The organism is Rhizobium sp. 10N427 (assembly GCF_056394605.1).
In genome coordinates, this window is the sequence record NZ_JBFTID010000001.1 from 24358 (window position 1) to 37002 (window position 12645).

General features: G+C 58.2%; 12 protein-coding genes. 9 read left to right on the forward strand and 3 right to left on the reverse strand.

Features of this window, described 5'->3' with window-relative positions:
• Nucleotides 1–167: 167 nt before the first annotated feature.
• The 7 genes from AC1DIJ_RS00075 (at nucleotide 168) to AC1DIJ_RS00105 (ending at nucleotide 7153) form a co-directional block, all read left to right on the forward strand.
• The gene (locus AC1DIJ_RS00075; RefSeq protein WP_112388309.1) at nucleotides 168–1031 is read left to right on the forward strand and encodes an aldo/keto reductase; all 864 of its coding nucleotides are present in this window, start codon (nucleotides 168–170) and stop codon (nucleotides 1029–1031) included.
• A 72-nt stretch (nucleotides 1032–1103) separates the two neighbouring features.
• Complete coding sequence (gene tehA, locus AC1DIJ_RS00080) at nucleotides 1104–2126, forward strand: dicarboxylate transporter/tellurite-resistance protein TehA (RefSeq protein ID WP_112388310.1); 1023 nt, start codon at nucleotides 1104–1106, stop codon at nucleotides 2124–2126.
• Nucleotides 2127–2250: 124 nt separating this feature from the next.
• Nucleotides 2251–3081, forward strand: a complete 831-nt coding sequence (locus AC1DIJ_RS00085) for an alpha/beta fold hydrolase (protein ID WP_112388311.1) — start codon at nucleotides 2251–2253, stop codon at nucleotides 3079–3081.
• Nucleotides 3082–3106: 25 nt separating this feature from the next.
• Nucleotides 3107–3826 carry a hypothetical protein gene (locus AC1DIJ_RS00090; RefSeq protein WP_112388312.1) on the forward strand — a complete coding sequence of 240 codons (720 nt, stop codon included), beginning with the start codon at nucleotides 3107–3109 and terminating at the stop codon, nucleotides 3824–3826.
• A gap of 137 nt (nucleotides 3827–3963) precedes the next feature.
• A complete protein-coding gene (locus tag AC1DIJ_RS00095) occupies nucleotides 3964–4989 on the forward strand; it encodes an alcohol dehydrogenase catalytic domain-containing protein (protein WP_112388313.1) in 1026 nt (341 codons plus the stop codon).
• A 152-nt stretch (nucleotides 4990–5141) separates the two neighbouring features.
• Nucleotides 5142–5327, forward strand: coding sequence for a hypothetical protein (locus tag AC1DIJ_RS00100; protein ID WP_112388314.1), 186 nt, complete (start codon nucleotides 5142–5144; stop codon nucleotides 5325–5327).
• A gap of 350 nt (nucleotides 5328–5677) precedes the next feature.
• Nucleotides 5678–7153 (forward strand): helix-turn-helix transcriptional regulator, encoded by a 1476-nt coding sequence (locus AC1DIJ_RS00105; protein ID WP_112388315.1) that lies wholly within the window; start codon nucleotides 5678–5680, stop codon nucleotides 7151–7153.
• Here the strand turns inward: AC1DIJ_RS00105 and AC1DIJ_RS00110 are convergent.
• Both AC1DIJ_RS00110 and AC1DIJ_RS00115 read right to left on the reverse strand, forming a co-directional pair.
• Nucleotides 7150–7797, reverse strand: a complete 648-nt coding sequence (locus AC1DIJ_RS00110) for a response regulator transcription factor (protein WP_112388316.1) — start codon at nucleotides 7795–7797, stop codon at nucleotides 7150–7152. The genes AC1DIJ_RS00105 and AC1DIJ_RS00110 overlap by 4 nt on opposite strands.
• A 151-nt stretch (nucleotides 7798–7948) precedes the next feature.
• Nucleotides 7949–8332: a response regulator gene (locus tag AC1DIJ_RS00115; RefSeq protein WP_112388317.1), complete on the reverse strand. Its 384-nt coding sequence runs from the start codon at nucleotides 8330–8332 to the stop codon at nucleotides 7949–7951.
• Between the two features lie 341 nt (nucleotides 8333–8673).
• Between AC1DIJ_RS00115 and AC1DIJ_RS00120 the strand changes: the two genes are divergently transcribed.
• Entirely contained in the window at nucleotides 8674–9258 is a 585-nt protein-coding gene (locus AC1DIJ_RS00120; protein WP_112388318.1) for a redoxin domain-containing protein, read from the forward strand.
• Nucleotides 9259–9306: 48 nt separating this feature from the next.
• Complete coding sequence (locus AC1DIJ_RS00125; RefSeq protein ID WP_477831181.1) at nucleotides 9307–12012, forward strand: ATP-binding protein; 2706 nt, start codon at nucleotides 9307–9309, stop codon at nucleotides 12010–12012.
• 17 nt (nucleotides 12013–12029) lie between these two features.
• On the opposite strand, the gene AC1DIJ_RS00130 is transcribed toward AC1DIJ_RS00125, so the two are convergent.
• Nucleotides 12030–12545: a Dps family protein gene (locus tag AC1DIJ_RS00130; protein WP_112388993.1), complete on the reverse strand. Its 516-nt coding sequence runs from the start codon at nucleotides 12543–12545 to the stop codon at nucleotides 12030–12032.
• Nucleotides 12546–12645 lie beyond the last annotated feature (100 nt).

Here is a 12645-nt window from a genome sequence, read left to right on the forward strand (position 1 = left end):
CACCTAGCTCTAGGGATAGAGCCTGCGAGAAAAGTCGACCGTGCACGATGATACAATAACGACGAGCGGCATCATCGTAATTTCCTCCCACACGATGAGCGACGGGCGGCTGCAAGCCAACATAGGTCGCGACCTCGTTAAAAAAATCCGCCGAAAGGGAGCGCAAAATGGACAGCACCGAGACAACAGCAAGCTTTTCCGGGACCTTCAAGATCGGCAATTTCGTCGTAAACAGGCTCGGCTTCGGATCGATGCGTCTCACGGGACGCGGTATCTGGGGTCCTCCGACTGACCGCGCCGAAGCACTGGCGACGGTACGCCGCGCCGCGGAACTAGGAGTGAATTTCATTGACACCGCAGACTCCTACGGCCCGGACGTTGCCGAGGAGCTGATCGGCGAAGCCCTAGCGGGCCGCAGCGACATCCTCATTGCCACGAAGGCCGGACTGCGCCGACCCGGTCCGGACCAGTGGATGCCTCATGGTCGACCCGAGTACCTGATCGAGCGTGCAAAGGGCAGCCTCAAAAAGCTCGGCGTCTCCCAGATCGGACTCTGGCAGTTGCACCGGATCGACCCGCGCGTCCCCATGCAGGACCAGTTCGCCGCAGTTCGCCAGCTGCTTGACGAGGGTGTGATCGCCAATGCCGGACTGAGCGAGGTTTCCATCGATGAAATCGAGGTCGCGTCCCGATACTTCAAAGTCGCCACCGTCCAGAACCGCTACAACCTCGCTGACCGCGGGAGCGAGGACGTTCTCGAATATTGCGAACGCAACGGCATAGGCTTCATTCCCTGGTTCCCGTTGGCTGCTGGCGACCTCGCCCGTCCAGGTGGAGTTCTTGACTCTCTGGCCAAGCGCCACGCCGCAACAGCTGGCCAGATCGCGCTGGCATGGATGCTCAAGCGAAGCCCGGTCATGCTGCCGATCCCCGGCACTTCGAAGGTCAGCCATCTCGAGCAGAACGTCGCTGCCGCACTTATCCAGCTTTCCGATGACGAATTCCAGGAACTCGAGCGAAGCGTTCGCTGATGCTGCCGCGATCTATCGGCCACGAGGGCTGAGGCGGCGGTGGCTATCTTCCAAGTACTCAAGAGGTGTGAAATGGCAATCGATTCGACGGGTTTTCAACCCAGTCAAGAAGGGCTGAAGACGAGCTGGATAGCCAGTGTGGCCGCCAGAACGCCTGCCGCTTATTTCGGCATGGTTTTGGGGCTTGCGGGTCTTGGGAACGCTTGGCGCGCAGCTGAACAAAACTGGCATGTTGGCAACGGGATCTCGGAATGGATCCTGGCGCTCGCCGCCGCTGTCTGGGCGGTCCTGGTTATCCTGTTCGTAGCCAAGGCGCTATTTGCCATGGATAAGCTGGTCGTGGAGATCAATCACCCGGTCCAATGCTGCTTTGTCGGCTTGATCGGCGTCGCGACGATGCTGATCGCCGGGGCTGTGGAGCCGTATTCCTACACGGCCGGTGCCACACTCTTCCTCATCGGATTCGCCTTTACCGTCATTTTCGCAGTCTGGCGTACAGGCGGCCTTTGGCATGGCGAGCGGGATCCCGCGACCACGACGGCGGTGCTTTACCTGCCGACGGTCGCCGGAAGCTTCGTGACCGCGACTCTCGCCTCTGCGCTCGGGTATCAGGACTGGGGTCAACTTGCCTTCGGTGCTGGAATTTTCTCCTGGCTGGCAATCGAGTCAGTCCTTCTCCACCGCCTGCTAACCGGGCCCATGATGCCTCCCGCGCTTCGTCCAACGCTCGGCGTTCAGCTCGCTCCAGCCCCGGTCGGAGCCGTCGCATATATCTCGGTCACCGGAGGAGCTCCCGACATGTTCGTGCACGCCTTGATCGGTTACGGAATTCTCCAGCTCCTCGTGCTCTTGCGCCTTTCCTCTTGGCTGCGCGAAGCCGGAGCGGTCATGGGGTTCTGGGCCTTCAGCTTCGGAGCGACTTCCATTGCAACGGCCCCCGTCCGCCTTCTCGCCGTAGGCGATAACGCCGCGATCTCGCTCATCGCACCCGTCACTTTCGTTTTGGCGAATGTGTTCGTGCTCGGACTGGCGGTCATGACGGTTTTTCTTCTGCTGTCGGGCAAGTTGTACGGAAAACCCACGCCCGCCAAATAATCTGCTTCTTGCGAACAAGACGCTCTCTACTCCCCGCTGAAATAGCACCCAACGCTCCGGATCCTGCTGTCTTGGCAGGGTTCGAGGCTTCGATCTCGAAACTCCCAAAACAAAAGGATTTGTCATGAGCACCAACCTGGAAACCGCAACAACTGAATATGTGGATGTACTAGGAACAAAGCTTGCCTATCGCCGGATCGGACATCGCTTCGAACGGAAGCTGGTCCTTCTGCAGCACTTCACCGGGACCATGGACGCTTGGGATCCGGCAGTCGTGAACGCGCTGGCCGAAGTCGCCGAGGTCTTTGTGTTCGACAACGCTGGCGTCGGCGCCTCCGATGGCACTACGCCGGACAGCGTGGAGGAGATGGCGGACTACGCCGAAGGTTTCGTAACGGCACTGGGTCTCGGCGAGGTCGATCTTCTGGGCTTTTCTCTCGGAGGTTTCCTCGCTCAGGTGATGGCTGCTCGCAAGCGTGTGGCGATCGGACGGATGATCGTCGCAGGGAGTGCGCCAGCGGGTGGCGAGGAACACCTTCTCGAGGTGGTCGGCAAGGCATTCGAGCAGAATGCTGCTGACGTTCGCCTTCCTTTGTTCTTCACTCCGTCCCCAAAGAGCCAAGCAGCGGGGAAGGCGTTCGTCGACAGGACACTCGCCCGCTCCCATGATCGGGCTCCAGACAAGGGTGACTCCGTGAGCGATCCTCAGGCCAAGGCGATCATCGAATGGTGCGCCCGGACGGACACCGACCACGTTTCGCTCAAGTCCATACCGACCACCACGCTCATCGTACATGGCAGCGACGACACGATGTTCCCCTCCGACAACGCGTACACGATGTTCAAGAACATGCCGGACGCCACCCTGATTCTCTATCCGGACGCGGGACACGGCGCTCTCTTCCAGGAGCCCGAGACGTTCGTGGCGCACGTGAAGACCTTTCTCAAACTCTAATCCCCCCAACTCGAAGGATCATGAAATGAACGCTCTCGTCAGCAAGATCATAGACGCCCATGGCGGCCTCGAAAAATGGAAGAAGTTCTCTTTGCTCAAGGCGCGACTCAGCCAGGGTGGAGCTTTGTGGACCCTCAAGGGACAGCCCGCGACCCTATCAGAAACCAGCGTGACCGTTGATCTCGTTAGGGAATGGGCCTCGCACTCGCCGTTCGGCCCGGAGGCCAAGGTATCGAGCTTCGAACCCGGCAAGGTCACGCTGAGCAATGCCCAGGGCAAGGTCGTCGAGGAACTCAAGGACCCGCGGTCATCATTCGCAGGACATACGCTTGAGACGCCGTGGAACGAACTGCAGCTCGCCTACTTCGCTGGCTGCGCCATGTGGACCTACTTGAACATGCCGTTCCTGCTCGCCCGCGAAGGCGTCTTGACGGAGGAACTGCCGGACTGGTCCGAGAGCGGCGAAACATGGCACCGACTCAAGATCACCTTCCCTGCCGAGATCGTGAGCCACAGCGCGGAGCAGACCATCTACTTCGACGACGCGGGTCTGCTCAAGCGGCATGACTACGACGTCGAGATCGCCGGCGGCACTCCGGGAGCACACTACATCAGCGGATACACGGATGTTCAAGGGATCAAGATTCCGACGCACCGCCGTATCTACCCGAGGCAGCCGGACGGTCAGGCAATGGCGGAACCTCTCGTCGTCTCCATCGATCTCTCCGACATCACGCTGACATGAAGGATACGGCCGTTTCAGCGAGCTAGGGCGCCTGCTGGGACGGCCGCCAGGCGTCCGCGACACGATCTTACAAGAACCGGGGCGAGCAGCCTGCGACAAGTCGGGAAGCATTTCGCAACAAGGCAACGGAGAGCGCCATGACCGACACAACACAGACCTACCTTGCCGTACAGGCCGTCTCGCCTGGCAAGCTCGAACTTACCAGGAAGCCGATGCAGGCACCCGGCCCCGGTCACGTTCGGATCAAGATCGAAGCGTGTGGGGTCTGCCACTCCGATGCCGCGACCGTTGAAGGCGTCTTTCCGATCAGCTGGCCGCGCGTCCCGGGCCACGAGGTCGTCGGGAAAATCGAAAGTCTCGGTGAAGGCGTCGAGGGCTGGAGCGTCGGCCAGAGGGTCGGAGTAGGCTTCTTGGCGGGCAGCTGCGGACATTGCTCCGAATGCCGCTCCGGGCATCTCGTGAACTGCAAGAACCAGGAGTTCACGGGCGTCCACCACGACGGTGGTTATGCCGAATGGATGGTAGCGAAGGCATCGGGCTTGATGTCTGTACCTGACGATCTCACAGATGTTGAAGCGGCGCCGCTTCTGTGCGCGGGCCTGACGACGTTCAGCGCTCTGAGAAACTCTGGCGCTAAGGCTGGCGACATTGTCGCGGTTATCGGCATTGGTGGCCTTGGCCACCTTGCTATTCAATACGCACGTGGCATGGGATTCGAGGTCGTGGCCATCGGGCGCGGCCCGGCCATCGGTGAGCTGGCTACCAAGCTGGGCGCCCACCATTACATCGACAGCAGCGCTGAGTCAGTCGCGGAAGCGCTCCAGAGACTCGGTGGCGCGGACCTGGTGCTGGCGACCGCCTCCGGCGGGAAGGGTGTGGCGGATTCAGTGAAGGGCCTCAAAGCCCGTGGCAAGACAATCGTCATCGGAGCGACAGCAGAGCCCATCGAGCTCGCGTCTGGCGACCTCTTTCTCCAAGAGCGCTCGGTCGAGGGCGCGCTCACCGGGGATCCGGCGACGGGTGACACAACGCTTCGCTTCAGTTCGCTTTTTGGCATCTCTGCGATGATCGAAGAGTTCCCGTTGGAGCGGGCAGTCGAAGCTTACAACAAGATGATGCACGGCAAGCCTCGCTTCCGCGTTGTCCTGACAATGGGCTCCTGACCAAATCAGGAACCTAGTTGGGACCTGCCCATCCCGGTTCTCTCCCCGGGGTGGGCATCTTTTGGCAAGCCTCGAGCGTCGAAACGGTCGACAAGAAATGGAAGTCTGTGCGCTGATCGCATCGCAGCGTCGATAAGAAACCGGAGCCACTCATGAGTATGGACCTGACAATCCGCGAAGCGATCGCAGACGGTTTGATAGCGCTGGTCAATGCCGCAGACAATATGGATCAAAAATCCTTTGCGGACTTGCTGGAAACTGTTGCCTTTAGACTGGCGGCTACGGATGATGAGCATCGTGCTGACGCCTACGCCGCAATAGCGGTTCCGGCAACTTAGATGTGAGCCTTTCGTTTTGCGCGGCGACGAACTCGGTCGTGTAGCGGCCAAAGCGTGTGACCGAGGTGCCTCCACTCCGGTATGCCGATTGCTGCACCCGCCAGAGAAGCGTCGACAGATATCGGGTCGGAAGGCCTTCAGTGCCTTAGGCGTTCCCCTTTTCTTACTCTGTACCTCATCGTGACCTGTCTCTAGGGATAGGTGAGGCCACCACAGAGTCCAATTGTTCCCATCCACTGCTCGTATATCCATTGCATGGGGCAAGCTTACAGCAATTGCTCCGGGTTTATATCCTGGATCGATCCGACTGTTTTGCTTGGACCGACCGCAAAATAGAGCGCAGGTGGACTATGACGATACTGCGGTTTGGCGACTTCGAAATGGATATCCAAAGCCGGAGCCTCAAAAGGTCTGGCGAGGACGTCCGCCTCGGCTCACGCGCCTTTGATCTATTGGGCGCCCTGACATCGAGACCGGGAGACATCCTTTCCAAGGCGGAACTGATGGAGGCCGCCTGGCCTGCGACCCACGTGGAGGAAAGCTCCCTCCGAGTCAACATCGTGTCGCTCCGCAAGGCGCTCGATGGTGGGAATCCTTACAGCATGATCGAGAATGTCGCTGGTCGAGGCTACACCTTTACCGCCCCGGTCGCCAAAGTAGACACCTACCGACCATCACTTTCCATTGATCGCACCCTTCACGCAGAAACTCTGCCTAGCACGTGCGCGCGCCTTATAGGGCGGGCCGCACTTTCCACGAAATGGGCAGACGAAATCGGCGCTGGGATCACCACCATCGTAGGGCAGGGAGGGATCGGCAAAACATCTGTCGCGATACAAATCGCTGGTAGCTTAAAGCATGCCTATGACTCGGTGATTTTCGTCGACACATCCGATCAAGCTGGGAGTTCAACTCCGATCGCCCAAGCGTTTAAGGCAGTCAACCTGACATCGGACATCCTTCGGCAAGCCGTGGACAGTCTCGTTGGAGGGTCAGTTCTCCTCGTTCTCGACGGATGCGACTCTTCAATTGACCGGGCGGCAATTGTCGCAGAAACGGTCGCCGACATGCGGCCGGATCTAGTCATACTTGCAACAAGTCGCGAGCCTCTAGGGATTATCGGCGAAAATGTCCTTCATTTGCCTGGACTGGACGTGCCGCCGTCAACGCAACAAATCGACGATGTGACAATGTTCAGTGGCATCGAACTGTTTGCGGAGCGTGTATCCATGGTGGCGGAAGAATATTCGATCGAAAGTCCGCGGAGCATTGAGCTAGCCGCCGAAGTCGTCCGCAAGACAGATGGAAATCCTCTCGCAATAGAACTGGCTGCATCACGTGTCGCGGATCTGGGGCTCGAAAATCTGGTGATATCCTTGGATCGGCCTATTCGGACACTGCGCCGGGGAAATCGCACCTCCCATCCTCGCCAGCAAACTCTGCGAGCGAATTTTGACTGGAGCTACGACCTTCTGGACAGGAAAATGAAGTCCCTTCTTGGTCTGCTATCCGCTTTCGATACGGACTTTACGCGAGAGATTGCACGAGAGCGCTATAGGCTCGAGTTCACACCGCGAGACTTCGAAGAAGCGTTCGACGGCCTCGTCGTGAAGTCGCTGGTAGCTGGCCAGCAGCGCAATGGGAAATACTTCATGCCCAGGTTGATACGTGAGTACGCATTGGAGAAGCGCGCTTCGATCGGGTCGCACGATCCTGCAACCGCGTTCGTCACAACAGTCGCAGACCATCACAGTTCGCAATTAGCGGCTTCTTTATCCCTACGGACCGGTCTGCAGTCTCATGCCGCCGAAAACGTGGCTGCCTAGCCCTCCTCCTGAGAGAGCGATTGCGCCTGTGCGAGAACTTCTGCCTTCTTCACGAGGTCGGCAACGGATCGAGAGCGCATTTTCTTCATTACGTTCGATCGGTGAAGCTTTACCGTGACAGTGCTTATCCCTAACTGACCAGCGATCTGCTTGTTCATGTATCCGTTGACAATGGCTTGCATCACCTCGACTTCTCTCGGTGTGAGGCTCTCTCGAAGCTTCTCCACGTCAGAACGAGATTGAGATTGCGACCTGATAGCTTTGTCGCGCTTGATAGCACCCGTGACTGCGTCGATCAGATCCTGTTCTCTGAAGGGCTTTGTTAGGAAGTCCACTGCCCCCGCTTTCATCGCCCTCACAGTCATCGGAATGTCTCCGTGGCCCGTGACCACAATGATAGGCATTCGGTTGCCCGCCTTCTGCAGGTCGGATTGAAAATCGAGCCCGCTAGCGCCTGAGAAGCGCACGTCGAGCACTATGCATCCTGGCGTATCAAGGTTGTCAGCGTCCAGGAGAGCTCTGGGGGATTCGTACGCGATTGCGTTTAGATCGATCGACTGGAAAAGATCCAATAAAGCTGTGCGAACCGAATTGTCGTCATCGACGATACGAACTAGAGGTTGTGATGACGATTTTTCTTGCACTGAGCGATCCTTGGTCCGATGCGGCTCCCGCCGGATAGCCTCTGCCGATAACGGTGCCGCCTTTGATGGTTTTAGCTCGGGACAATAGACGTTGCAATTCAGCAATGCCCATAGATGTGTGGGAAAAAGACCGAAACCGTCCGTCAGCCGATCATTCGCTGACGGGGCTTTGGCGGATCGCCGAATGTACCAAGTCCAGAAAGCGCTCTGGAGAAAACGGCTTCTCAATAAAAGCGAACGCCCCTGAATCCGTCATCTCGGTCGAGGTTGTTCCCGCAGCCCTTGCCGACATCACAATAACCGGAGCGTCTATCCTGTTCGAGCGGAGAAATCGCAGCAGTTCGACACCGCTTATGCCCGGCATCTCGATATCACTGACAACGCAATCGCTTTCCCATAACGCCGACGAGCTCATAAATCCGTCAACTGTGCGAAAAACTCGCGTAGAGTAACCGCTGCTTTTGAGAAGGTCGTCGATCGCAACCCTTACACTAGGATGATCGTCGATTACCGATACCAGGGAGTATGTCGTCAAGCTTTATGCCTTTTCGCGAATTTCCTCGGCCCGCGGCATGGGCGCCGCAGATCATTCTTAAGCAACGTCGGTTGCTGGGAAGAAGTTCCCGCGCCATACGCTCGCAGAGAGCGATCCGGATCACGTTGATTGCCCAGAAAGGCCAAACTTAACAACATTTCACATGCGTTAACTCACTTTTTCGGTGAAGGTCGGACACGGCCTACCGTGCGAGTTCGAAAGCCTTTGCGTCCTAGGGCTCCCATTTTGAGAGAGGGAACGTTATGCACCCGCTTAGGTCGTCATTTTAGGAAGGCGTTTGGCTGTTGAGCCACGTCCATCGTACGAGGCGACGGGGAGACATGACGAGAACGAACCTGGCAGCCATTTTCCCGGACACTGGAATTGTGGGCTCGGTTATACAGAGCCGGGCCAGCTCGCCAATGGCCGACTTGCAAGAGCGAAGTGTGCCGATCGGGCAGCACGCCCCCGCGTTCGTCCTGCCCCGCAACGATAGGGGAATGTTTGGATCCGCCGATTTGATCGGCACGCCTTTCGTCCTCCACTTCTACTCCGGATCAGACGACAGCTGGATCGAACAGAGCGCGTGCCTCGACGCGATAGCACCTGCTCTCGGCATGTGCGGCGTTGCGATCGTGGGAATAGTTTGTGGTGAACCCGAACGCGTGCAGATCCATTTTGAAGCAGGACACGGAGCCTACCTTGTCTTGCTGGATTGGGAGCCGAAAGCCCTCGTCTCTCGCCTCTACGGTTTTAATCACAACGATGCCTCGCCCGAGCTATCTGCAACTTATCTCGTTGATCGCCGCGGTATCATCATTTGGGCCGCATTCGATGAGGCAAAAGGGCTCGCGGATTCGTTGATCATCGCGAACGCGGTGAGGCTACATCTCTCCCGCCCTTCAACTGTCGACCCGAGCGACTGATCCACGAGGTCATCTGGCATGTCGCTCCTTCAATTCGATGACTACGAAATGGATATCGAACAACGACGCCTCACTGAAAACGGCCTACCGTTGCGCCTAGGAGGCAGGGCGTTCGATATTCTTTCTGCCCTTGTAAGCAGAGCGGGAGTTGTTTTGACCAAGGACGAGCTGATCGCGCTCGTATGGCCTACGACCATCGTGGACGAGGGTGCGCTTCGAGTACATCTTGTAACTCTCAGGAAGGCACTCGGGGACCATGCGCGACACTTGATTGAGACGATACCCGGCCGAGGCTATTTATTTGCTGGAAGCGTTCGGCAGATATCGCGTGACGAAACGCCCCCGAACCAGAGGTCAACCTCAGCCTACCATCTCGTTGGCAGCCTGCCGCGTATGCCGAGAAGGCTGATAGGCAGAAGCGAGTATATCCAATCCACGCTCCATTTGCTCGAGGCTACAAGGCTCCTGACGTTGACCGGTCCCGGAGGCATCGGCAAAACGGCAATCGCCGTGTCGTGCGCGAACGCCGTCGCAGAAAGAAAGCGGGTCGTGTTCATCGACCTCACGACCCTTGCCGACGGCAAGGTTCTTTTGCCGACCCTCGCCACACAGCTTGGACTGAGTGCCTTCGGCGACGATGTCCTCCCTGGTATCATCGCCGAACTTTCGAAAAGGCACACTCTGCTGCTTCTCGATGGATGCGAACGCGTCGTAGACGCCGCTGCGAACGCCGCTGAACTCATCCTTCGGGAATCTCCGACAACCCAAATCCTTGCGACAACCCGGGAACCGTTGAGAACCTCGATGGAGAAGGTCAGGCAAGTTGCGCCGCTCGATGTTCCGGTCGACGCGAAGGAAAGCGTAGATTTCCGAAAATTTCCGTCGGTCGAGCTATTCGTCTCGCAGGCAGCTCTCGCCGGAGACAACGTAGATCTTTCCGGGAGCGACAATGTGCGACTCATTGCGGACATAGTTCGCAGCCTTGACGGCATACCGCTGGCGATCGAACTCGCTGCGGCCCGCCTCTTTGACATGGACTTGCAATCGCTTCACGCATCGGTCGCCGAGCCAGTCGCCTTTCTAAGGCGTGGCCGAAGGACCGCGCCGCCTCGCCAGCAGACGATGAGGGCGACCCTGGACTGGAGCTATTCCACCCTGTCCTACGAGGAGAAGGAACTACTGCTGCGACTCTCGGTCTTCGCAGGAACGTTTTCCACCGACGCAGCTTTTTCCGTTTCGGAGAAGACGGGGGATCCAGATGCCTTCCACGAAGCGTTTGACGGCCTTTTCCTCAAGTCACTTCTAGTTGTCACCCACCGCGGTGGAAGCTTCAGGCTGCTGTTGACGACGCGGGACTACGCGCGCGAAAAGCTTGCCGAAGCGGAGTTTTCCAGGTCGTGCAGGCTCGCGCACGCGCGACATTGCCTTGAGCGCCTTGCCGCGGCCACCGATGAATGGGATCGGCTCGATCCTGTGACGTGGCGCGCCAGCAATGGCGAGCTCGTCAATGAATTGCGATCCGCTCTTCTTTGGACATTCGGCGAGGGCGGGGACGAGGACCTTGGCCTTGCCCTCACGGCGAATTCAGACACGCTATGGGTCCAGTTCGGTCTGGTTGGAGAACAATACGCGGTATCCGAACGGGCCTTGAACTTATTCAAAGCGAGAGGTTTCGCTGATGCGGGCCTCGAAATGAAGCTTCGGATGCTTTACGGCGTAGGGCTTTACCATTCCAAGACCTTCGAACGAAATCGGGAGGTTATCGATCAGTATGACAGGGTGCTAGAGCTCGCCACCGGAGCTGGCGACATCGCCATTTTGATGCGAGCCATAGCGGGGGCAGCGGCTATACACACAGCCAACGGTCACTACCAGAAGGCGCTCGACCTCGTTCATCGCTTCGATAAAGAGTTCGATGAAATGCCGCCACAGGCAAGAAGCCATTTCCTGAACCACAACTATCACTACATCGGCGACTTCAACAATGCCATGGAGCACGCCCGCATTGCACTTGTGCCGCCGAAGGAAGCCCCGAAATCCCTGCCAAATGGCGCAAGCTATTTCGATACCCGCATCAGCGCCTTTTGTGTGATCGTCAAAACACTCTGGATACAGGGGCAATACTCCGCCGCACAAACCACCCTCCATGAGGCTCTGAACGAAGTACTGGAGAAAGATCACGCTATTTCGACATGCCTCTATCTGGCCGCCTCCGCCTGCCCGACCGCGCTTGGCATGCGCGACGCAGCTCTTGGGGCGAGACTGATGGGGATGCTTCGCGAAGCATCGACGAGGCATTCGCTTCTGAGATGGAAAGCCTGGGGACAGGCTTACGAAGAGGTCGTCGCTGCGACAGCGGAAAACGATCCCGCGGCATTCGAGCAGACGGTATCAAGATTGGGGGGAACGCCTTTCGAAAACTGTCTGGTCATCGGAGGCCGTCTTGCCAGCGCCGAACTCCTGGAGCGAATCGTACCGCAAGGCACCTGGTGCGGTGCCGAAATCTTGCGGCTGCGTGGAGAGTTGGTGATGCCGACTTCCCCGGCCGACGGGCGCGCACTCCTTCAAACCGCTCATGATCTAGCCGTGAAGCAGGCCGCGGGCACGTTTACCCTAAGATGCGCAGCCAGCCTTCTCCGTCATTCCCGACCAGACCGCAGAGGTGCCTTGAGAAGCATGCTTCTCAAGGCCTTGGACACGGTAGAGTACCGGGAAGACATCGCCGATGTGGCCGATGCCACATCGCTCCTTTAGCCATGACCCCAGAACGATTAGCTTTTGCGATTCGATTCGAACAGGAACCACACGCGGCCTTCGGCTTCATCCACCCAGCCTTCGAGAAGGCTCGTGGTTGCGACGTCGCCGTGCTCGGAGGTCAGTTCGTGGACCTGCCTCATTAGCCGGATCAGCTGCTCGTTGTCGCTCTTGAGTTCCGCGAGCATGTCCTCGGCGGTAACGAAGTCCGCGTCGTTGTCCAGCAGTCGCTGTACGCGCGCGATATGGCCGACAGACCGCAGTGTCGTGCCACCGACCTTCCGGACGCGCTCGGCGATCGCGTCTGTGATGCCGATCAACTGATCCGCATGATCGTCCAACATAAGGTGGAAGTCGCGGAAATGGGGCCCCGAGAGATGCCAGTGAAAATTCTTGGTCTTGATGTAGAGCGTGAAAACATCGGCGAGCAAGGCGGTAAGGGCGCCGGATATGTCGTTGCGTGCGTTCTGACCGAGATCGGTCGAAGTGTTCAGGGGCGCCTTTCGACGCATCGAGGCGGAAGTCTGGTCCACGGAAATCTCCTTCTGGTGCTGCCGGATGACGGTAGCGGTAGCGCCACCCATCCGGGATCACTGGAACCTGAAGGGCGTTGGAGGTGATTTATTGGATAAT

What these genes read in the sequence shown, in the direction of transcription:
- AC1DIJ_RS00075 (WP_112388309.1), top strand. Translation starts at nt 168, where the DNA reads ATGGACAGCACCGAGACAACAGCAAGCTTTTCCGGGACCTTCAAGATC.
- tehA (WP_112388310.1), top strand. Translation starts at nt 1,104, where the DNA reads ATGGCAATCGATTCGACGGGTTTTCAACCCAGTCAAGAAGGGCTGAAG.
- AC1DIJ_RS00085 (WP_112388311.1), top strand. Translation starts at nt 2,251, where the DNA reads ATGAGCACCAACCTGGAAACCGCAACAACTGAATATGTGGATGTACTA.
- AC1DIJ_RS00090 (WP_112388312.1), top strand. Translation starts at nt 3,107, where the DNA reads ATGAACGCTCTCGTCAGCAAGATCATAGACGCCCATGGCGGCCTCGAA.
- AC1DIJ_RS00095 (WP_112388313.1), top strand. Translation starts at nt 3,964, where the DNA reads ATGACCGACACAACACAGACCTACCTTGCCGTACAGGCCGTCTCGCCT.
- AC1DIJ_RS00100 (WP_112388314.1), top strand. Translation starts at nt 5,142, where the DNA reads ATGAGTATGGACCTGACAATCCGCGAAGCGATCGCAGACGGTTTGATA.
- AC1DIJ_RS00105 (WP_112388315.1), top strand. Translation starts at nt 5,678, where the DNA reads ATGACGATACTGCGGTTTGGCGACTTCGAAATGGATATCCAAAGCCGG.
- AC1DIJ_RS00120 (WP_112388318.1), top strand. Translation starts at nt 8,674, where the DNA reads ATGACGAGAACGAACCTGGCAGCCATTTTCCCGGACACTGGAATTGTG.
- AC1DIJ_RS00125 (WP_477831181.1), top strand. Translation starts at nt 9,307, where the DNA reads ATGGATATCGAACAACGACGCCTCACTGAAAACGGCCTACCGTTGCGC.